General features: G+C 39.4%; 23 protein-coding genes. 14 read left to right on the forward strand and 9 right to left on the reverse strand.

Annotated elements, in window-relative coordinates; translation table 11 throughout:
* Window positions 1-522, forward strand: a 522-nt coding sequence (locus tag FOR85_RS12665; RefSeq protein ID WP_190295550.1) for a hypothetical protein, incomplete at its 5' end; no start/stop codon positions are given.
* Window positions 523-643: 121 nt separating this feature from the next.
* Here the strand turns inward: FOR85_RS12665 and FOR85_RS11095 are convergent.
* Window positions 644-919 (reverse strand): hypothetical protein, encoded by a 276-nt coding sequence (locus FOR85_RS11095; RefSeq protein WP_144297957.1) that lies wholly within the window; start codon window positions 917-919, stop codon window positions 644-646.
* A gap of 156 nt (window positions 920-1,075) precedes the next feature.
* Window positions 1,076-1,300: a helix-turn-helix transcriptional regulator gene (locus FOR85_RS11100; RefSeq protein WP_025652654.1), complete on the reverse strand. Its 225-nt coding sequence runs from the start codon at window positions 1,298-1,300 to the stop codon at window positions 1,076-1,078.
* 349 nt (window positions 1,301-1,649) lie between these two features.
* Between FOR85_RS11100 and parA the strand changes: the two genes are divergently transcribed.
* The 6 genes from parA to FOR85_RS11130 all read left to right on the forward strand — a co-directional run bounded on the left by parA (window position 1,650) and on the right by FOR85_RS11130 (window position 9,547).
* The gene (parA, locus tag FOR85_RS11105) at window positions 1,650-2,288 is read left to right on the forward strand and encodes a ParA family partition ATPase (protein ID WP_144297958.1); all 639 of its coding nucleotides are present in this window, start codon (window positions 1,650-1,652) and stop codon (window positions 2,286-2,288) included.
* A gap of 3 nt (window positions 2,289-2,291) precedes the next feature.
* The gene (locus FOR85_RS11110; protein ID WP_144297959.1) at window positions 2,292-2,501 is read left to right on the forward strand and encodes a plasmid partition protein ParG; all 210 of its coding nucleotides are present in this window, start codon (window positions 2,292-2,294) and stop codon (window positions 2,499-2,501) included.
* 323 nt (window positions 2,502-2,824) lie between these two features.
* Window positions 2,825-4,366 (forward strand): type I restriction-modification system subunit M, encoded by a 1,542-nt coding sequence (locus FOR85_RS11115; RefSeq protein ID WP_144297960.1) that lies wholly within the window; start codon window positions 2,825-2,827, stop codon window positions 4,364-4,366.
* The gene (locus FOR85_RS11120) at window positions 4,363-5,613 is read left to right on the forward strand and encodes a restriction endonuclease subunit S (RefSeq protein ID WP_144297961.1); all 1,251 of its coding nucleotides are present in this window, start codon (window positions 4,363-4,365) and stop codon (window positions 5,611-5,613) included. The genes FOR85_RS11115 and FOR85_RS11120 overlap by 4 nt, the downstream gene beginning before the upstream one ends.
* Window positions 5,606-8,707 (forward strand): HsdR family type I site-specific deoxyribonuclease, encoded by a 3,102-nt coding sequence (locus FOR85_RS11125; RefSeq protein WP_144297962.1) that lies wholly within the window; start codon window positions 5,606-5,608, stop codon window positions 8,705-8,707. The genes FOR85_RS11120 and FOR85_RS11125 overlap by 8 nt, the downstream gene beginning before the upstream one ends.
* A 204-nt stretch (window positions 8,708-8,911) precedes the next feature.
* Window positions 8,912-9,547, forward strand: a complete 636-nt coding sequence (locus FOR85_RS11130; RefSeq protein ID WP_144297963.1) for an Abi family protein — start codon at window positions 8,912-8,914, stop codon at window positions 9,545-9,547.
* 660 nt (window positions 9,548-10,207) lie between these two features.
* On the opposite strand, the gene FOR85_RS11135 is transcribed toward FOR85_RS11130, so the two are convergent.
* Window positions 10,208-10,576, reverse strand: a complete 369-nt coding sequence (locus tag FOR85_RS11135; RefSeq protein WP_144297964.1) for a hypothetical protein — start codon at window positions 10,574-10,576, stop codon at window positions 10,208-10,210.
* A gap of 286 nt (window positions 10,577-10,862) precedes the next feature.
* Between FOR85_RS11135 and FOR85_RS11140 the strand changes: the two genes are divergently transcribed.
* From FOR85_RS11140 to FOR85_RS11155, 4 genes are all read left to right on the forward strand, one after another.
* Entirely contained in the window at window positions 10,863-11,345 is a 483-nt protein-coding gene (locus FOR85_RS11140; RefSeq protein ID WP_110817421.1) for a hypothetical protein, read from the forward strand.
* A gap of 248 nt (window positions 11,346-11,593) precedes the next feature.
* Window positions 11,594-12,034: a YbaN family protein gene (locus tag FOR85_RS11145; protein WP_000368857.1), complete on the forward strand. Its 441-nt coding sequence runs from the start codon at window positions 11,594-11,596 to the stop codon at window positions 12,032-12,034.
* Between the two features lie 134 nt (window positions 12,035-12,168).
* Window positions 12,169-14,742, forward strand: a complete 2,574-nt coding sequence (locus FOR85_RS11150) for a TonB-dependent hemoglobin/transferrin/lactoferrin family receptor (protein ID WP_223808616.1) — start codon at window positions 12,169-12,171, stop codon at window positions 14,740-14,742.
* A gap of 114 nt (window positions 14,743-14,856) precedes the next feature.
* The gene (locus FOR85_RS11155) at window positions 14,857-15,432 is read left to right on the forward strand and encodes a biliverdin-producing heme oxygenase (RefSeq protein ID WP_144297966.1); all 576 of its coding nucleotides are present in this window, start codon (window positions 14,857-14,859) and stop codon (window positions 15,430-15,432) included.
* Between the two features lie 57 nt (window positions 15,433-15,489).
* On the opposite strand, the gene FOR85_RS11160 is transcribed toward FOR85_RS11155, so the two are convergent.
* The 3 genes from FOR85_RS11160 to FOR85_RS11170 form a co-directional block, all read right to left on the reverse strand.
* Window positions 15,490-16,122, reverse strand: a complete 633-nt coding sequence (locus tag FOR85_RS11160) for a recombinase family protein (protein WP_058025516.1) — start codon at window positions 16,120-16,122, stop codon at window positions 15,490-15,492.
* 258 nt (window positions 16,123-16,380) lie between these two features.
* A complete protein-coding gene (locus tag FOR85_RS11165) occupies window positions 16,381-17,181 on the reverse strand; it encodes a DUF2310 family Zn-ribbon-containing protein (RefSeq protein WP_011960565.1) in 801 nt (266 codons plus the stop codon).
* Window positions 17,182-17,363: 182 nt separating this feature from the next.
* Window positions 17,364-17,792, reverse strand: coding sequence for a hypothetical protein (locus tag FOR85_RS11170; RefSeq protein ID WP_144297967.1), 429 nt, complete (start codon window positions 17,790-17,792; stop codon window positions 17,364-17,366).
* 394 nt (window positions 17,793-18,186) lie between these two features.
* Here FOR85_RS11170 and FOR85_RS11175 point away from each other — a divergent pair, with 394 nt between their 5' ends.
* Window positions 18,187-18,756 (forward strand): PepSY domain-containing protein, encoded by a 570-nt coding sequence (locus tag FOR85_RS11175; protein ID WP_144297968.1) that lies wholly within the window; start codon window positions 18,187-18,189, stop codon window positions 18,754-18,756.
* Between the two features lie 334 nt (window positions 18,757-19,090).
* Here FOR85_RS11175 and FOR85_RS11180 read toward each other — a convergent pair whose 3' ends face one another.
* The 3 genes from FOR85_RS11180 to FOR85_RS11190 form a co-directional block, all read right to left on the reverse strand.
* On the reverse strand, window positions 19,091-19,393 hold the full coding sequence (locus FOR85_RS11180) for a helix-turn-helix domain-containing protein (RefSeq protein WP_144297969.1): 303 nt from the start codon (window positions 19,391-19,393) through the stop codon (window positions 19,091-19,093).
* 1 nt (window position 19,394) lies between these two features.
* The gene (locus FOR85_RS11185) at window positions 19,395-19,742 is read right to left on the reverse strand and encodes a type II toxin-antitoxin system RelE/ParE family toxin (protein WP_144297970.1); all 348 of its coding nucleotides are present in this window, start codon (window positions 19,740-19,742) and stop codon (window positions 19,395-19,397) included.
* Between the two features lie 72 nt (window positions 19,743-19,814).
* A complete protein-coding gene (locus FOR85_RS11190; RefSeq protein ID WP_144297971.1) occupies window positions 19,815-20,336 on the reverse strand; it encodes a hypothetical protein in 522 nt (173 codons plus the stop codon).
* 470 nt (window positions 20,337-20,806) lie between these two features.
* Between FOR85_RS11190 and FOR85_RS11195 the strand changes: the two genes are divergently transcribed.
* Entirely contained in the window at window positions 20,807-21,097 is a 291-nt protein-coding gene (locus FOR85_RS11195) for a type II toxin-antitoxin system Phd/YefM family antitoxin (protein WP_087813576.1), read from the forward strand.
* Entirely contained in the window at window positions 21,094-21,348 is a 255-nt protein-coding gene (locus FOR85_RS11200; RefSeq protein ID WP_087813577.1) for a Txe/YoeB family addiction module toxin, read from the forward strand. Before FOR85_RS11195 ends, FOR85_RS11200 begins: the two co-directional genes overlap by 4 nt.
* Window positions 21,349-21,820: the final 472 nt, after the last annotated feature.

Genomic DNA, 21,820 nt, shown 5'->3' on the forward strand with positions numbered 1-21,820 from the left:
AATCTGATGTCAGTATCTAATAATAAAGCGCCTGTGTCTATTTTTGATAGTCAAGACTCTAATGAGCTAAAAGAGCGACAACGGTTAGAAGAGTTAAAACGCCAAGCTAAGGTTCAGCAGGTAAAGTTGGATAAGCGATTAAACAAGCAGAAAATTTTGATGGGGGCGTTTTTAGGTCAGGTATTGGCAACTGATGGTGATGATGAACAGATGATTCGAGAATACTTTGCTATTCACTTTCCAGATTTCTTAACGAGAAAATCTGATAAGTTTTTATTCAAAAGCATGATTGAAAGTTTAGGCGGTGATATAGGTTTAGGCGATGAAGAGGATCCATTTGAGATTAAACAAAAAGAGAAGAGTCAAAAAGCTATTAATGAGGAAGTGGAAATAAAAGTTGATGCTACGGAACAGGGCCAACCGGAGAAATTCGTGAGCACGACTGATAGGAGTCCACTAGATTTTTCTTTGGGTGAGACAGATTATTCTGATCAGGGCAGTCACCAAAATTATCATCGTTAAAAGCGTGACAATAAATATGATATCGGCTAATAAAAAATAGCCAGATGGTGACAACTGGCTATTAAGGCAATAAATATCAAGCTCTATCGGTCATAAGAGAGGCCTTTTTAATCTAAAACGATTATGCTGCTTGGTCAGTATGAGCTGTGACCAACTCTATAAAGGCGGTTTCAAGGGTGCTTAAAGTGTAGTCGTCAACGATAAGACCATCATCGAGCTGTCGTTGCACCCAGACATAAACCGCTTCATCATTATAAAGAATGGCGTCAACACCCAGTAATGATGCCAATTGTACACCTTGCTGTATTTGTAAGCTTGATAACAGCTGAGAAGCTAAGGCTTTAGTCTGTTCACTAAACCATGTGCAGCTGTTGAGCCGCGATAGATTGTTATTCATTGGTGTTCTCCTGTAGATTATTATGTATAAATAATGGATAAAATGAGTTACTACAGGTCAAATTATACCTATATTTTAATCTATTGCAAGAGAAAATGACCTTCTATAGGTCTTTTTATACTTTTAAAGGTGATAATGTCTTATGAGCGAAGGTGTTCACTCAGGTGATTCACTGCTGTCCTCATTTATGATTTCATATAAATCACCAACATTGATTCTAAGATACGTGCATAAAGACTCGATGACATCTAGATCAACTCGGGTGGCTTCTTCATGATACATGCGAGTAATGGTGCCACGATTGATACCAGTATCTCTTGCGACATCGGCAATTTTAAGGCGTCTTTCGCCCATGATGGTCGATAAGTGACACTTCACCATAATGGTTTCCTCATTAACGATTAGTGGTTTTTGATTGGTGAGCGGATTATAACGAATATGAGCGGCTAAAGTATTCCTTTTAGTAGCTCAAATTGATATCCAATAGCGGCAATTTACCTAGTAGTAGGCAGTTTGTTATGCTGTCTTTGATACAGGACGTCTATCATGATGGATATGCGCTAGTTAGAAAAGGCGATGCTATTTTTACTATGAAGTATTGCTATTAGTAGTGATGTGACGTACATTTTTAGTTATACTTATATACTTATATACTTATATACTTATATACTTATATACTTATATACTTATATACTTATATACTCAATGCATGCTACAGGGATCTGTATTTATGAAGGTAATCGCGGTATTAAATCAAAAAGGTGGCAGCGGCAAGACTACCATCGCAACGCATCTGGCTCGTGGCTTACAGTTGAAAGGCCATAGTGTTCTGCTAGTAGATAGCGATCAGCAGGGCAGTGCGCGTGACTGGAGAGCGGTTGATGAAGACAATCCGGTACCAGTGATTGGGCTTGATAGACCAACACTTGATAAAGATTTAAAAAGCGTCTCTGATAAAGATTATGTGGTGATCGATGGATCGCCGCAAGCTACTAGTCTGGCTATTTCTGCTATAAAAGCGGCTGATTTTATATTGATTCCGGTGCAGCCGAGCCCCTATGATATCTGGGCGACCAGCGATTTGGTTGATTTAGTGCAGCAGCGTATTGAGATGATGGATGGCAAACTAAAGGCGGCGTTTGTCGTGTCACGTGCTATTCAAAACACCAATATAGGTAAGGAAGTAGCGACAGCACTACTCGATTATAACCTTCCAGTGTTAGAGACCAGAGTGATGCAGCGTGTTGCTTATCCTAACAGTGCTGCCCTTGGTAAAACAGTATTTGATACCGAATCGCCTAATAGCAATGCGATACAAGAGATAACCGCATTGGTCAGTGAGGTTCAAACATTTTTTGGTGAGGAATAAGTTATGAGTTTATCAGCAGGTCGTCCTAGTAAGAACGTTAAGGATCAGTTGGCGCTATCAGATGTGACGGATAGTTCCAAAAAGACGGTACGAGTGAATTTCAATCTAGATGAAGATAAGCATGTTGCACTCAAACGGTATGCGCTTGAGAGCCGCAAAACGGTTACTGAGCTGTTGACTGAGATGATTGAGGAAAAGTTGGTTGAGCGATAGGTATAAAAAATTCGTTTTTCTATACCTATAAAAAGGATATGTATAAAAAACTCAAAAAATTACACATATCGTCGAACGCTGTGCACCTTACTAGTATCATCAGATGCTTGTTTTCTTAAGCCAGACGCAGAAGCAAGCTGTAAAGAAAATGCCCATGGCAAAACAAGCACTGTTTCCTATATCAGCACCATATAATAGAACCAAAAACGGTTAGCAGTGCTAAGGTATATTGCCCTTAATCAAAGCGTACTCAATAACGATTTAAGTTACACAAAACATAAGGGGCTTCTAGCCCCATCATTATTCCTATAGGATTTTTTATCATGACAAGTACCCAACAACGTGCGGAACTGCATCGACAAATTTGGCAAATTGCAAACGAGGTTCGTGGCTCAGTCGATGGGTGGGATTTTAAACAGTATGTGTTGGGGACTTTGTTCTACCGCTTTATCAGTGAGAACTTTGCCAATTATATTGAGGCGGGGGATGAGAGCGTTAATTATGCCGCTCTTTTGGATGAGGTGATTACTGCTGATATTAAAGACGATGCGATTAAGACCAAGGGTTATTTCATATATCCCAGTCAGTTGTTTGCTAACGTGGCTGCCAATGCGCATAGAAACGAGAACTTAAACACGGATTTGGCGGCTATTTTTAAAGAGATTGAAAGCTCGGCCAATGGCTACCCGTCTGAGCCTGATATTAAGGGGTTATTTGCTGATTTTGATACCACCAGTAACCGATTAGGTAATACGGTTGCCGATAAAAACACCCGTTTAGCTGCGGTGCTTAAAGGGGTAGCTGGCCTTAAACTGCATCAGTTTGAGGACAATGAGATTGATTTATTTGGCGATGCTTATGAGTATCTGATCTCAAACTATGCGGCCAATGCGGGTAAATCAGGCGGTGAGTTCTTTACACCCCAAAGCGTGTCTAAACTGATTGCTCAAATTGCGATGCACAAACAAGAGACGGTTAACAAAATCTACGATCCAGCTGCAGGCTCTGGCTCTTTATTGCTGCAAGCTAAAAAGCACTTTGATAATCACATCATTGAAGAGGGTTTTTTTGGTCAAGAGATTAACCACACCACCTATAACCTTGCTCGTATGAATATGTTTTTACATAACGTGAACTACGACAAGTTTAATATCAAGCTTGGTAACACGCTGCTAGATCCGCATTTTGGGGAGGATAGACCCTTTGATGCGATTGTCTCGAATCCGCCGTATTCAGTAAACTGGATTGGTAGTGATGATCCGACCTTAATTAATGATGAGCGCTTTGCACCAGCGGGTGTATTGGCCCCTAAATCAAAGGCGGACTTTGCTTTTGTGCTTCATGCATTGAACTACTTATCGAGTAAAGGACGCGCCGCTATTGTGTGCTTCCCTGGTATCTTTTATCGCGGCGGTGCTGAACAAAAGATCCGTCAGTATTTGGTAGATAACAACTATGTAGAGACGGTGATCTCCTTAGCACCCAACTTATTCTTTGGAACCAGTATCTCGGTTAATATCTTAGTGCTATCCAAGCACAAAACAGAGGGTAAGACACAGTTTATTGATGCCAGTAAGCTGTTTAAGTCAGAGACCAATACTAACGTCCTGACTGATGCGCATATCGAGCAGATCATGACGTTGTTTGATACTAAAGAAGATACGGATTATTTGTCTGCAAGCGTTGATAACAGCGCCATTGCTAAAAATGACTATAACTTATCGGTAAGTTCTTACGTAGAAGCAGAAGATACGCGTGAGGTTATTGATATTAAAACTCTAAATAGCGAGCTTAAAACGACAGTCGCTAAGATTGATAAGCTTCGTGCTGATATCGATAAAATCGTTGCGGAGATTGAGGCATGAGTGATTTGAGTTATATGGATAAGCTGCTTGATGGGGTTGAGATTGAGTGGAAAGAACTTTGGCAGGTTACCACTTGGGATAAAAAATTCAATGCTGTTGAGCGAGAAAAGCAACCGAACGTTATCAAGTATCATTATTTTCTAGCGAAGGATTTAAAATCGTTAGCTCTAGAAAATGGTGACGTTAAGCTTTTGACTACAAATTCATCAGACATTTGGACTAGCGAAGAGCTTGCGGGAGATAAAATAAGTGAAGGTGAGATAATAGCAATTCCTTGGGGCGGTAATGCAATAGTTCAGTACTATAAAGGCAAGTTTGTAACTACTGATAATCGTATTGCAACATCAACCGATAAAAAAATTCTTAGTAATAAGTTTCTTTATTATTATCTATTAAGTCAAATTGATCTAGTATCCTCATTTTATCGTGGATCTGGTATCAAACATCCAAGCATGTATGATGTGCTGCATATTTCTATTCCTATCCCACCCATCAGCGTTCAAGCCGAAATCGTCCGAATTTTAGACACATTTACCGAACTTACAGCAGAACTTACAGCAGAACTTACAGCGCGTCAGCAGCAGTATGCGTACTATCGTGATCAGTTGCTGACGTTTGAAGAGGGGGATGCTGTATGGAAAAAATTAGGAGATGTGGCAAAAAAAATATCATCTGGTGGTACGCCTAAAACAGGTATAGCAGAGTATTGGGATGGTGGAACAATACCTTGGATGAGTTCAGGGGAGGTTAATTTAAAGTCTGTGTATGAAACAGAAAAATACATTACTGAATCTGGATTAAAAAACTCTAGCGCTAAGATTGTTCCAAAAAACTCAATTGTAATTGCACTAGCTGGACAAGGTACAACACGTGGAAAGGTTGCAAGAACTAGAATTGATTTAACAACTAACCAGTCTCTCGCATTTCTTACATTTGATGAGGCAGAAATAAATTCTGATTATGTCTATTATTTCTTAGAAACTCAATATGAGAACTTACGTCAAATATCATCAGGAAGTGGAACTCGAGGAGGCCTTAATTTAAAAATGATTTCAAATTATGAGATACCTATCCCAGTGCTGGCTGAGCAAAAACGCATCGTCTCTATTCTCGATAAATTCGACGTCTTAACCACATCTCTGACCGAAGGGCTCCCGCGTGAAATAGAGCTACGTCAGCAGCAATATGAGTATTATCGTGACCTGCTGTTAAGCTTCCCTAAGCCTGAGGTAGTAACTCATGACTGACCAAACAAAAACCATTGCTGAATCGAATAATTTTATCGTTTTAAATAAATATACCAAGTGCGATCAGCCTGATGGGGGGTATCAGACTGAAGACGATTTAGAGCGTGAACTACTCAAAGACTTACAAAACCAGGGATATGAGTTTGTCCCTGGTTTAAACTCACCTGAAACGATGCTCGCTAACGTACGTGTACAGCTGCAGATCTTAAATGAGGTGCAGTTTACAGATGCTGAGTGGCAGCGCTTTGTGATGGAATATCTTGATAATCCTAGTGATAACATCACGGACAAAGCTCGAAAGATTCATGATGATCATATCTATGACTTCACCTTTGATGATGGACACCTGCAGAACATTGCCTTGCTGGACAAAAAAAACATCCCGCGTAACAAAGTACAGGTCATTAAACAGTTTGCTCAAAAAGGCACACAGGCCAATCGCTACGATGTGACTATTTTGGTCAATGGCTTGCCCTTGGTGCAAATTGAGCTTAAAAAACGTGGTATCGCCATTCGTGAAGCATTTAACCAGGTGCATCGTTATAGCAAAGAGAGCTTTAACTCCGATAACTCCTTATATAAATACCTACAGCTGTTTGTGATCTCAAACGGCACTGATACCCGTTACTTTGCCAATACCACCAAACGCAATAAAAACAGCTTTGATTTCACCATGAACTGGGCGAGATCAGATAACACCCTAATCAAAGATCTAAAAGACTTTACTGCGACCTTCTTTCAAAAAAATACCCTATTAAACGTGCTGATGCATTACACCGTCTTTGATGTGAGTAATACCTCATTGGTGATGCGTCCGTATCAGATTGCTGCTACTGAGCGCATCCTATGGAAAATAAACAGTGCTTATCAAGCCAAGAAGTGGAGCACTCTTGAGAGTGGCGGCTATATTTGGCATACCACAGGCTCAGGTAAGACTTTAACCAGTTTTAAAGCTGCCCGCCTAGCAACATCGCTGCCTTTTATTGATAAGGTGTTTTTTGTGGTGGATCGTAAAGATCTTGATTATCAAACCATGAAAGAGTACCAGCGCTTCTCCCCTGATAGCGTTAATGGCTCTGACAGTACCGCAGGACTAAAGCGCAACCTTGAAAAAGATGATAATAAAATTGTTGTCACCACCATTCAAAAGCTAAATAACCTGATCAAAGGTGAGGCTGACTTACCCATTTATAATAAACAAGTGGTGTTTATCTTTGATGAGGCACACCGTAGCCAGTTTGGTGAAGCACAAAAGAACTTAAAGAAGAAGTTTAAAAAGTACTACCAGTTTGGTTTTACAGGCACCCCTATCTTCCCAGAGAACGCTTTGGGTGCAGAGACAACTGCCAGTGTCTTTGGCCATGAACTGCATTCATACGTCATCACTGATGCCATTCGTGATGAGAAGGTCTTGAAGTTTAAGGTGGACTACAATGACGTACGCCCGCAGTTTCAAGCCATTGAAAGCGAACAGGATGAGAAGAAACTCACAGCTGCTGAAAACAAGCAGCTGTTATTACACCCTGATCGTATTGAAGAGATATCAAAGTACGTTTTAAAGAGCTTTAGGCAAAAAACCCATCGCTTAAAAGGAAGTGGTAAAGGCTTTAATGCCATGTTTGCTGTTAGTAGTGTGGACGCGGCAAAGGCTTACTATGAAGCCTTGAGTCAGCTACAAAAGGACAGCGAGAGGCCCTTAAAGATTGCCACCATCTTTTCCTATGCTGCCAATGAAGAACAAGATGCAATTGGTGATATTGCTGACGAAGGCTTTGAGCCTACCGCCATGAATAGCAGTGCCAAAGAGTTTTTAAGCCGTGCTATTCATGATTACAACGAGATGTTTAAGACCAATTACGGCGTAGACAGTAAGTCTTTTCAAAATTACTACCGTGATCTTGCAGGACGCGTTATTAAGCAGGATGTGGACTTACTGATTGTTGTCGGTATGTTCCTCACAGGTTTTGATGCGCCAACCTTAAACACGCTCTATGTTGACAAAAACCTTCGCTATCACGGTCTGATGCAGGCGTTCTCAAGGACTAACCGCATTTATGATGCCACTAAGACCTTTGGTAACATCGTGACGTTTCGTGACTTAGAGCAAGCGACCATTGATGCCATCACCTTATTTGGGGATAGAAATACTAAGAACGTGGTGTTAGAAAAAAGCTATAGGGAGTATCTAGAAGGCTTTACCGATATTGCGACAGGCAAGGCACGACGTGGCTATTTGGAGGTGATTAAAGAGCTGCAGCAACGCTTCCCTAATCCTGATGAGATTGTCAAAGAGGCGGACAAAAAGGACTTTGCTAAGTTATTTGGCGAGTACTTACGTGTCGAGAACATCTTACAAAACTATGATGAGTTCGCAAGCCTAAAAGCGCTTCAAAGCATAGATATTACTGATACTGAGGCAGTTGAGACATTCAAAGCTGAGCATTATTTGACGGATGAAGATCTTGCTGCCATGCAAAGCATCGATGTACCTGCTGAACGAGAAGTACAAGACTATCGCTCAACGTATAACGACATACGTGACTGGCTGCGCCGTGAAAAAGCCGCCAAGGATCAAAGCGAGTCCTCGCTTGACTGGGATGAAGTGGTTTTTGAGGTGGATCTTCTTAAGTCTCAAGAGATTAACCTTGATTACATCCTTGAGCTGATTTTTGAGCATAACAAGAATACCAAGGATAAGTCCGCCTTGGTCGAAGAAGTACGCCGAGTGATTCGAGCAAGCCTTGGTAATCGTGCTAAAGAAAGCCTGGTAGTAGATTTCATCAATAAAACCAACTTGGACAATATCCCTGATAAATCCAGTATTATTGAGGCCTTCTTTAGCTTTGCTCAAATAGAGCAGCAGCGTGAAGCGCAAGATATGATTGCTGCTGAAAATCTTAATGAAGAGGCAGCCAAGCGTTATATAACGGCATCTTTAAAGCGTGAGTACGCCAGTGAGAATGGTACGGAGCTAAATGAGGTCTTACCTAAGCTAAGCCCTCTTAATCCGCAATACTTAACTAAAAAACAAAGCGTTTTTCAGAAAATAGCGGCTTTTGTTGAGAAATTTAAAGGTGTGGGTGGGAAGGTTTAGCATTAATTGCTATTGAGAAGCACTTTTCTGAATATGCTGCATTCGGAACAAGAATAATGACGACAAATCAATGTTGAAAAATAATATTTGATAAAGTTAAAAAAGAAAACCCTGCACAAGGGCAGGGTTTTCGCATCTGTCTAGGGGGGAGGTGTTAACCTACGATACCCCTAGCTCACAATTTAATTATAAGGCTTTGTAGGTATGAATTCAACTGTTAACGGTGAAAGGGTAAAAAGTACGCTATCTTCACCCAGACTATCTACTTACGAAAAAGAAGTTTCTGACCTAGATAGCGCTTTAGAATTGTATCTATGGAATGCAAATGTATCAGGCGCTTTTTTACCTTGCCTACATATTTGTGAGGTGACTATTAGAAATGCGGTTTCAGAGGTGTTGTTTAAGCTACATAGTAACCAGTGGCCTTGGAATAAGGGTTTTATAAATACTTTGCCTAATCCTGCAAGAATAAACCTACAGCAAGCAAGCACCAAGTCATCTGATGTCAATAAGGTCATACCTGAGCTAAACTTTGTATTTTGGCAAAAAATGTTTACCAGTCGTCATGATGATCAGTTGTGGCTTCCGTATTTTAGAACTGTTTTTCCTAATGCTAATACCAATATTACGGTAAAAGCGTTAAGAGGTGAGGTTTATAATGATCTCGAGAGGATTCGGAAATTAAGAAATCGTATAGCTCACCATGAGCCAGTATTTAGTAGAAAGCTTGATGAAGATTATCAGGCAATCATAAAAATAATCGGATATAGATGTAATGATACAGCTGAATGGTTGAACTTAAACCAGAGTGTAGGCTCGATGTTGAGCAAAAAGCCTTAAAAGAGGGGACTTTCCTAAACTTTGTGTAACTTCTTATACCCTATTAGCAAATAGAAGTTACACAAAATCCAGGATGGGCTCGGTTTATAGTAATGCTAGGCTTTTTCTTGGCGTTTATTGCTACGATGGGTCCACCTATTGCACCTCATATTTGGAATGGGGGTCTAGATGGCGGTATTAGAATAGGCACTATTGTTATCGGCTTGGGTTCATGTGCTGCTATATTGCTCTGGTTTTTCTGGACTCTATGTTGTGATATCTATCGCTTTATTATTCGTACATTCCTGCCCGACTCTGATACTGAAACCAAATAGAGCAAGTAAGATTTATAGCTACCTATTATTAATAAAAATCATAAAAAGAGATTTAGATGCCAAATTTTATAGTTTTAGACGACGAAATTGTTAACCTATCAGAAATAAGACGGATAACTGTGGATAAAAAGAGACTTACAATCATATTTGATTTAGGGTTCTGGAGTGGTAACGCATTCAAACGATGTACTGACAGCCAGCATTTTGAAGCGGTTTTTAAGGATATAGTAGCCAAGTTAGAAGCTGAACAGATTTGAGTCCGCTACTTAGAACGCCCAATTTTAAGTAGCAAGCCTTTCATCCTATTAGTAATCTATAACAGTTTTGTTATGGCTTACTAATTCAGTTAACCAAATATAATATAGAGTATGACACCAATAAGCAAAAGCGACGAAATGTCATCACCCAGTATTATCCATTTATACCAGGTTTTACCCTTGTTATTATTATGCATAATAGAGCTACCGTTGTAATGACTTATAAAGTCATCATCACTTATAGAGTATCTTTTTTTCGATAAAGATATTTTTTGATCTAGATTTATAGGTATGACAACTTGCTTCAAAGCTGCTAAAAATAATCCTAGCCATATTAAGATGTTCGGTATATCTCTATCTATAAAAGAGGCTATGAAAAAACCAAAACTTAGGATTAAAGCCACAATAAAAAGCTTGCGGTAACTTCCTTTTGGGTAATCTAGGACAAATTTCCGCATCAAAAATCCTAATAAATGAACGTATGTTTATTTAGAGTATTGAATAGTAATGTTAGTGATAATTATTGTCAATAAAGATATTCATAGCACCCTAAAGATACGGTACCCTAGTGAGGACTTTAATATTTGGCTGTAGGCTAACGGTGGCAATGATTCGACTTACCTAAATAATAGTAGTGTACTTCACAGTGTACTTTCTGGACAGTTACAAAGAATGTGGGATGTTTTCTCTTATGTAGGTGCAAAGCTCTTAATTACTCCAGAATAATCTCAAAGGTTGCATAATATGGATAGTTTTCATCAAGCTTTAGCTATTAAAAAATCAGTATTAATTTTGTCTGCAATTTTGATGCTTAATGGTTGTCAGACAGTAGATACTAACCCTAATAAACAAACTATTGAAAAAAAGGATAATAAGCCTTTCTTTACCTATTCTTTGCCGAAAAGCACTTTAGCTCAACCTCTTATCGTTACTCCAACGGCTATTGTAGTAGAGTTTAAATTCGATAATGGTTGTCTCTTAGCTTTCAATGGAACAGACTGGATGACACCAGTTTTCCCTGAAGATCATGTAAAATTTGATATTAAGAACAAAGAATTAAAACTCTTAGGTCAGAAATATAGAATGGGTGAGATGATAGATGCTGGTGGTTACACAACCCCATATATACCTAATAAAATTGAAAACATATCAAATACGCCTGCCAAAGAATGCATTACAGAGCGATTAGCAGTTTTTTATGGTGATTATGAGGCGTACACTCCATAGAAATAACTTCAATGTTACTGTTAGTAAGGTATAGATCAAGTAGGGCTAAAGCATAGCTGGTACAAGAGGTGTTCGTGATGAGGACTGGCCACAGAATATCAATTAATTCTAAGCTTTTCTTGTTAATGGTAATGATTATCACTTATAATGCAAAGTTAGGAATTGTTAATTTGTCTATATTTTAGCTAGATAATTAAGGATTTATTGAATAATTTGTATTTACCGCATGATTATCGAGCTGCTTTCTCATGGACAACATATATCCCTCTCCCCAGCAAAAGACGTTACAGAAAGAAATAGCCCATAGTCAGATGCACCATAACCGTTTCGTTCGCCTAATATTTATGATTCTAGGCGCTGTTTTTTTTATACTAGGTTTAATCGGAATTGTTCTTCCAGTCCTACCCACCACCCCCTTTATTTTGCTTACTGCCACCTGTTGGGCCAAAGGTTCCATTAAATTTAATAACTGGCTTCTTAATCATAAAATATTTGGCAAAATGGTCATTGACTGGCAGCAGCATCGTGCAATTCCGCGTAAAGCTAAATATTTGGCCTGGTCAATGATGGCGCTTTCTTGCGGTATGTTGTTCTACCGATTTTCTGATAATTGGCAATGGCTTGCTTGGGCTACATGTGTGATATGTATCACTGTTGCGATATGGATGTCTCGATTACCCGATGCCTAACTCCTATTATTATCACAAGATGTCTCTTTCACTCCCTACTTTATAAAAAGCAAAACCCTCTCAGATTACTTATTCTATTTATAATAATGATTATCATTTACATTGTAATCAAAATGTTTTATAGTGTAAGCACAATGTTAACAATGGTTAATGCTGCTTTCTTTAACGACAATGTAGATGTGAAGAGAGTGGTAGTTAATTTTTACTACAGGAAATTGGGGATGCTCAAGGGTTCAGCTTATAGAAAGTCGATACATATACCTATTCTCGAAATTAGGTCTAAAACCCTATTAAGTATTCTTGTTGGGACTTTAATGTATCAATCTGCCTTAGCGGATATTCAGCAGAAAGAAGAAGATCTACCGACATTATACATGGACAAAATCACTGTTTATGCTAAAAAAAATCCCCCTATAAACGTAGGGGACGACATCAAAACAGCCAAAACCATTTCAGATAACTTGATTGATAGTAATAAAGACTTAGTTCGTTATAACCCTGATATAAGTGTGTCAGATGCAGGTCGATATGGTAGTAATGGCTACGCTATCAGAGGTGTGGATGGCAATAGAGTAGCGTTAAACCTAGATGGCGTTAGCCTGCCAGATAAGCAAGTTAACGAGATATTTTCAGCCTATGGTTACATGTTTGAAGGGCGGCTGTCCCCTGATGTGGAAATTTTATCTGAGGTAGCGTTTGAGGTTGGTTCTGATTCTTTTAATTCAGGCAGTGGTGCAATGGGAGGGGCTGTTAGTTTCAAAACCAAAGACCCAGAAGATTTAATAAAACCTAATCGTCAACTTGGCGGCTATGCCAAAACAGGTTATAGCAGCAGCAATGAAGAGTTCAGCAAAGCCTTTGGTTTGGCAGGAAGGAACGATAAGCTTGAAGCAATAATTAATTACGTGCATCGTAGAGGCCATGAAACGAAAAATCATCGTATGATAGGTTTTGATAAAGAAAAGCTTAATCCTGCATATGACTTTATCAATGATCCAGACTATGCTTATCCCCGCACGGGTTATAGAAGCAATACAGCAGCGATATTGCCTGATCCCTTGACTTACGAAACAGAAGCGGCGTTAGCGAAACTGTATGTCCATTTGAATGAAGAGAGTAGGTTAGGCTTTCATGCTACAAAGCAAAAAACAGATACGCTATCTAATAACTTTTCAAGAAAGACTTTTTCACCAAGAATTGGTAAAGACAACGTCGAATTAGACAGCTATGGCATAAGTCATAGGTACATCCCTTCTGACAGTGAATTAATTGACCAAATAGATACCAACCTAAACTACCAAAAGGTTAAAGCCGCTGCGAATACAGAAACCTATAGCCAAGATTGGGGGACGGATAATTACAGGCTAAACGGTTTAAAGCATCGCCCTCAAATAGATAAGACTTTGCAGCTAAGTATCGCAGCGAGCAGTTTTCCTGTACAAACTGAAAAACTCGGTGAGCATATTTTTTCAGTAAATACAAAGTATGCAAAAAAAGATCATAAGCTTATCTTAGAGGAATCATTTATTCCTGCTTCGGGCACAGCTGAATCTTGGTATGATTTCCTTGGTCCATCGGTGAAACAAGACGTATTTAATATTGCTGTTCAGGATAAAATCAACCTCACCGATAAGCTAGATACAGTGCTTGGCATTCGGTATGACCACTATAATTATAAGCCCTATATGGATGAGATTAATAAAAAAGGGATTGAAAAATCCAGCAAATATTATCCTGTGCGTATCGCCTACGAAAACGGTGAATTTGATCACAATAAAACAATGAGTAACATAGGAGGAATGTTCTCCGTTAATTACGAACTAACCCCTGATTTGCAGGCACAGTATCAAATATCTACCGGCTTTATGGCGCCAGCGACAAGTCAGATGTATTCTGCATTTGAGATGATGGGAAACAGTTTAACGCCTAATTTTCACCTAAAGCCTGAGAAATCACTTAACCATGAAATAAGTTTGCGAGGTGAATATAAGGATTTTAGCTTTAAAGCTACTGGTTTTTATACGAAATATAGCGACTTTATTAGCTTATTAAATTATCAGGAAGAACAAGAAAGATGCTACGAAGACTATTCGAGTGGTAAGCCTGTATGTTCCCCTCATACTGTCAATATGATTGGCGCTAAGAATATCGGCAATGCAAAGACGTATGGTATACGCTTAGGTGGTATGTGGGATATTGCTCAATTGGTTGATACAGAGGGCGATATCAAGGTGTTTGCTAATTTAAATTATGCTAAAGACGAAAGCGATAAAGGAACCAACCTACTGGCTACTCAGCCTTTGAATGCGATGTTAGGTATAGGGTATCAATCCTCTAAAAAAGATTGGCAGTTATCAGGAAACCTGAGGTATTTAGGCAGAAAGCATCCCAATGATGCAAAGGTTGTTAATTTAGAATCTAATGGCTTTAATTCACCTTATCAGGAGTATATAGCGCCTTACAAACATATTGATAGGTCTAAATCAGCCTATGTCTATGATGTCTATGGCAGTAAAAAAATAGGCTCACAATTAAAACTATCAGCAGGAATATTTAACCTCTTTAATACCAATTATGTTCCGTGGGACAGCCTACGCTCATTGGCAGAATTAAACGTCAACTCTATGGTAGATGATAAAGGCGTTGGTATTGAGAGATTCACCGCACCTGGTAGAAATTATAAGGTGGGTCTAACTTACGAGTTTTAGCGAATCAGCTAAAATCAGTAGCGCATTGTCCAATTCAGGGGGAACTTGAACATAGCATCATAAAACACAACCACACTCATCATATCTAACAACAACACACTTTTAGGAACTATTATGAATTTACCGCTTAGTGAAGCATTAAAAAAGTATTCCCGTCAAACACATGATAGTGTAGATGCGCTTGTTTTATCTATGCACCCGTTTGCCTCTGTTGAGAATTATAGTAAGTTTTTGCAAGCGCAAGATATCTTTCAGAAGACTCTAAAGCCTATCTATGATGATCTTGATTGGAACTATAAAATCGAAGGTCTGAGTCAGCTATCACGCTTAAAGCAAATCTCTAAGGATATGCAAGATCTTAATGTTAATCCAGTTTCAATGGTCGAGGAGCAACCTAATCCAAGTGGTTTTGAGGCTATTGGCTGGCTGTACTGTTCTGAGGGCTCAAATTTAGGTGCAGCAATTTTGTGTAAAGAGGCACAAAAGCTGAATCTAAGTGATTCTTATGGAGCCAGACATTTGGCTGCGCATGAAGAAGGGCGAATGAGACATTGGCGCAAATTTAAAGAGCAGCTAGATGGTCTAGAATTAACATCAGAACAGCGGCAACAAGCGTTACAAGGGGCCGAGGATGCATTCGCATTTTTTAAACGAGTGATTCGTCAAGTATATCCCAGCGGAACCAACTAAAAAGGCTTATTAATCAATTAACAGACTACTTATAGTAGACTGCCGTAGTAGAACCACTTAATGAGTACTGAGCATCTTCGGTCTTTCCTTGGCCACATCAGCGATCAGATGCCGTGAGCACTTGGTCATACCTTGTATCTCAGAATAGCTATGACCTGATTTGAGCAGACTGGCGATAATCTTGCGCTTTTCGATATCCTTCCTACGTCCTGAATACTTACCTTCTGCCTTAGCACGAGCAATACCCTGCATCTGGCGGTTACGGCGATCCTCATAGTCTTTTCGAGCAATGGCTGCGAGCATATCTAGCATCATCGCGTTAATGGCTTGCAATACACTGCTCATAAACTCAGTACTGCGTTCAGGTTGAAGCGCCATATATGAGGTCGGCAGCTCTTTTGATACGATAGAGAGCTTTTTCTCTGATAGCATTCTTTTGAGCGTATCCCAATCAGCTTGGTTCAAACGTGCCAAGCGATCAATCTGCTCAACTAAGATCACATCGCCCTTATGAGCATCTTCAATCAGCTGCATAAGCTTGGGTCGCACCAAGATAGCTCCTGATTCGTTTTCGACATAGAAGGCAGCAATTTTGTGGCCATGATCGTTGGCAAATGCTATGAGTTCGCTTTTGGCACGCTTAGCGTCTTGTTCTTTGGTAGACGCTCGTAGATACGCTCTGATAAACATAAACACCTAAAATAGTCTGTTATAAGTGGTTCCATTATAGCAGTCTGTTTTAAGTGGTCTGTTAATACGTTTGAGTGGTGAAATAGCTGGTTCCCTTGGGGTATACTGAAAATAAACTTGTCCTGTGCCTGATTCCAGTAAAACACTCTCCGAAAATATCGAGACGATTCACGGTTGGTTACAGATAGTTTGGGTATTATTTTTATCTCTATGCTTGATAGGCTTTATGAGCTTACCACAAATAATTTTTTCATTCGGTCAGTCCTCGCTTTCATCCGACCAATTTTGACTCAACTCACTCACCAAACGACTCTCATCGCATTTAAAATCAATATAGTGATAGGTATTGGCAGGCAATAGCCAATCCTGCCCTGTCAGTGGACATTTTTGTTCCATATCTTCTGCCTTTGTCCAATCACGGTAATTCATTAAAAAATAATAGGTGGGTACACCTGTGCTTTGTTCAATGATACGGCACAATTCTCGACCTATTTTGCTATGCTCAGAATTGGGATTTTGCATTTGCTCTAAGGCAAAGGCTTCACTTACTGGTTGAGAACCAAGCCACAAACGATATAACGCTTCAGCCTGTCGATACCATGACCACACATTATCATAACAAGGGTGATCAGGTTGGGTATATGGGATTTTATATAGAGGAATGCCTTGTAAGGTTACTCCATCTAGTAAAGGCGAACTCCAGCCCCAACGCAACATGTAAAATTCAGATTGCGTTGGTACGGCATAACGGGGAAGAGGATAGTCATGGTCTTCTCCGATATACAAGGTTTGAATGGGTTTACCTGCTAACTGTTCGATTTTATTGTGCATTTCTTGGGCATAGCTGTTCATATTTTTACGGTCAAGGGCATCCATTTCAGGACACACTACAGTCACGCGAGTAATATCATTTTGGCTAACAGCTAAATGATGGTTACGGGGTAATATTTGTCCGTTGCCTTCTAAATCTCCTAAATAACAAAATACATCATGGTCGTGGCTGTCATCATCTTCAGCGATACCTGTATATTGGGGTATGATAATATCAAAGGCGTGCATTTTTATATCTCATGCTTAATTTATATTAAATATAGTTGGGGATGTTGCTGTTGAAATTGGTTAAAGTGACCCCTGCTGTCAAATCCGTACAGTTAAACTTGGGAGATTTTAATCATACAGCTCGATGCCTGTATAGGGCGCCAAATCAGTGAGAGCACCTGATTGCCCCCCCATAGGTATACCTATCGACCTCTCCTAAGGCATATCAACCACCTTATGATTAAATGAGTCAATAGAATCAGCCCTATAGTAAATGGTAAAAAAAGAGAACTTTGAACTACCGCTTGTGCCGCAGTCAATTCGACCTCTTTCATATTAACTGCATACCAATTAATCGGATAAAAAACTTCACTAATCAGAAAAATTATCACAAAAGGTAAGGCAAATAGTAAGCCATAGACAGCTGTATATTGATAAGAAGACGGAGATAATTTATCAATGACACAATATACTATGGAGACCAAGGCTTGGTACAGCGCTGTAAAGATTAGTGCCAATGGCCACCAACCTTTAACGTCAATATTATTAGCGATTGTCACTTCATAAATTAAATACACAATATAAACAATCAGATACGGTATAAAAATCATCATAAATTTTTTAAGTGGCATGAATTAATCCGAGTTATTTAGTGATTTTTTATTCTAACCTTTTCCGCATAGATCATGAATATAGTAAGTACACCATGAAGTATACTGGAACTGTTTCGTGAGTAAAGTCGTTGATACTATTAGCCCACAGCCAAAGATTCAAGTCCTCACTAGGGGACCGAACCAGTGAAGGCACCTGATTGATTCGCCATAGGTATATTCCAAGAGAACCAATGAAACCCTATTCTTCTATCCAATGTTATTTGTCCTAATACCCGTTACGCCAGTTACGTTTTTCAGCATAAACCACTTAGACATAGTGATTAACTGTATGTCATTATTTACTTTTAAATTAATCTCTTATTCTAATTAATAAACAGTCTGCCGAAAGACTGACGCATTTTAGGGTTTTATTATGAAAAAACTATCAACATTGAAGAAATCTCTTGTAATGGCACTGAGTGTCGTAAGCTTCAGCATAGCCTCTGTTTCAGCCAGTCAAGCAGCCCCTGCTATGAATGAGGTAACGGCAGTGTCACAGAGTAAAATCAGTTTAGAGCAGGCGATGGCCCTTGCTAATAAAGCGGTAAAAGGCGATATCATCAGTGCAGACTTTGATCAAGAAGATCGTAACGCAAATAGCCATTACGATATCAAAATCGTTACCAACAATAATGAACAAGAAGTCAGCGTGAATGCCAATACAGGCAAGATCACGAAAGGGGGCACAGAGCGTTTAGACAAAGAAGACTTGGCAGAATATAAGGCCATGAAACAAGCAAAAGTGAGTTTGTCTCAAGCTATAAAAAAAGCAAACCAAACGCTGAAAGGGAAAGTGCTTGAAGTAGAGTTCGACATGGATTTTGGCAAGCCTGTCTACAAAGTTGAAATTGGTAAAGGCAATCAAATTCATAAAGTCGTTGTCGATAGCATGACTGGTAAGATTACTCGCAGTCAGGTAAGCGACGTTGATCGTGATGATTAACTACTGATACCCTGTATTGCATACACTCTTAAATATTAAAAAGCCCCAAGCTACTTTCTCAAGTGGCTTGGGGGCTTTAATAGCAAGTCTAAATAAACACTTATTGGTATCTAGTGTGGGTTCATATTTGTGGATTGCTGGCCGTTTTGAGCCTTTCCTAAAAAGTGTGTAACTATTATTTAGATTGTAGAAGTACTTACACGAAATTTAGGAAAGGCTCAAATTTTTATATAAAACCAGCTATCACACATATAGTACCAAATCTAACGCTTTCGACCACACGACCAACATGTATTTAATTAAGTTATATTTCATTTTAAGGGTCAACAACCCATTAAACCTTAAAGCCTACATGCTTTCCTGTTGGTAGCTCAACATCAATACGTAGCTTGCCGCCCATGGCTTCAACATATTTTTTCATAGTTGATATTTTAAGATCATGGCCACGATTTTCTATAGCAGACAATGACGGCTGCTTAATACCTAGGGTCTGAGCAAGCTCTTTTTGAGAGATCTCAAGCTCTTCACGGAGACGGTACAGCTGGTTTTCCAAAAGCAGCTGGTCGGCCAATTGTTGAATACGAGCTTGGCTGTCTTCTGAGCGCTCCGCTAACATCTCTTGTAGTGTCTTAGTCATGTTATGGCTCTCCTAAAGTTTTGAGGTGACGCTCATACTGCTGGTCTGCCGTGGCTAGCATTTCTTTATAAAAACGCTTTTTATTGCCCTTATCACCGATACAAAGCACAATCGCTTGCCGTTTTGGGTCAAAGGCAAAAAAGGCTCTGAGTGGCTTACCTCGATGCTGAACTCGCAGTTCCTTCATGTTGGTAAATTTTGAGTCATACACAGTGTCCACTAAAGGACGACCTAAGCTTGGGCCCTGCTGCTCTAAAGCTACCAAAGCCGCTAACACCTTCTCTTGTGTCGATTGATCTTGCTGATACAGCCAATCATTGAACAGTTCGGTTGTGATGACAGTCCACATATAAAAGTCACTATATAGATTATAGTCTATATTTTACCGCTAATCGACACTCTATGCAACCAAAACGCGTGGTCACTCCTGATCTGTACTCTTATCCAGTGCCACTTGCATCTTCTCAAGCTCTATCGTTAATGCACCAGTCTTTTCTTGCTCAGCGCTATAGCTGGCCGATACCGTTTCATACTGCTTAAGCAGCAGCTGGTGATCTGTGTTTAATGTCGCTTGCTGTTGCGTCAGCTGCTCATAAAGTCCTGACAGCTTATCGCGTTCAACGATAACCGCTTTTAACTCTCCTTTAACCTCTGCAGTAGCGGTTGCAATCTCATTGCGCTCAGTAGTGACTGCTTTTAACTCTGTCTTAGCCGCTTCAAGTTCTGCACTTAAACGGGCAACCTCTGCTTTGTCACTCTCCGCTGTGGCCTCAAGCGTGGCCACTCTCGATATGTTAGTGCTCAGCTCTTTTGATTGCTGATCAAAACTGCTACGCAGGTCACCAAGTTGGGCCTGAGCTGCCACTGTTTTAGCTCGTTCAAGTTCTAGCTGGTGCTGAGTATCGCTGAGTGTCTGTGTCAGCACATCCCGTTCAGCAGTCACTTGTGAACCGCCCTGAGATTGTCGGAGACTCAACATCCTGAGAGAATACGACAATAAAAAAATAAAACTACGCCCTTTGATCTTTATTTAAAGGCATCACAACGCCATATAAAAATCGATTTAATGCAGTAAGGCTTGATAATAACCATTATATTGCATTCATAATTGCTTTTCTGCAAAATGGTATGAGTATATGAGTATATGAGTATATGAGTATATGAGTATATGAGTAAAATTTGTTTCTTTCGACAATATAAGGCGGCAAACGTGCCAAGAAATTTAAACTAAGATCAATATGTCAGCTTTCATATGTACGTTTTAAAAAGATACATGAAGACATATCAAATTATCCCTTTGCTTCTTACTAATATATGTACAGATATAAGTACAGATATAGTATATACTAGTATAACATTCAACCTATAATGATAGGTCATATAACCAACATAATTAAACGTGGAGTAATTATTATGGACGTTGTGAACTACACTGATTTTAGAAAGAGCTTAGCAAAGTATATCGATAAGGTAGACACTGATAAAGGCCCGATATTAATTACAAGACAAAATGCTAAACCGACGGTATTAATGAGTTTAGAAGAGTTTAACTCGTATGAGGAAACACTGCATCTTTTAAGCAGCCCTACCAATGCCAAGCGTCTCAGACGCTCTATTGCTGATGCTAAAGCTGGTCGCTTGATTGAACGTGAGATTGATGCCAAAGATATGCCACTCACTTTTGATGATGAGGTAGACGCTTGATACTATCTTGGACGGAAGACGCGTGGGAGGACTATGAGTACTGGCAAAGAACCAGTAAAGAGAAAGTCAAACAGATCGGTAAGCTGATTAAAGCCATCAAACGTGACCCATTTAAGGGTATTGGCAAACCTGAACCACTCAAACATGACCTTGCAGGCTACTGGTCTCGTCGAATTGATCAAGAGCATCGGCTGGTTTATGAAATTCAAGATGATGCGATCATTATCGTCCAGTGCCGTTATCATTACTAAGCAAAGGTATAACAGCTCAAAAAGTGCCTGATTTATAATTAGGCACTTTTTCATAGTGATAGGTAGTTAGTTAATGTCCAGAAACGTTCTTTAATTCTTGAGACATCTCAGCAATCAACTGACGCGAGTACTTAGCCACGATTTGTATTTCAGAATAGCTATGGTCAACCTTTAAGAGACTTGCGATGATTTGACGCTTCTTAGTAACGGGTCTACGGCTTCTATGTTTATTTTCTGCTTTAGCCTAAGTAATTTAAAAATACCCTAGATATTAAAAACCTAATCTATATGACAAACAAAAAAATGCCTCTGGGAGTTGACTCCTAGAGGCATTTAGTTTTTAATGTAATTAACGGTTACAGTGTGCGTCAACACGCTGTAACGAACAAATAAGCATCTGAAGTGCGTTATTTGAACAGCATTAAATGCCCGTATAAGTGCATTTTATCTTAAAGTCTGCTCAATATCAATA

Origin of the sequence: Psychrobacter sp. YGAH215, from assembly GCF_007280595.1 — a bacterium.
GTDB classification, from domain to species: Bacteria; Pseudomonadota; Gammaproteobacteria; order Pseudomonadales; family Moraxellaceae; genus Psychrobacter; species Psychrobacter faecalis.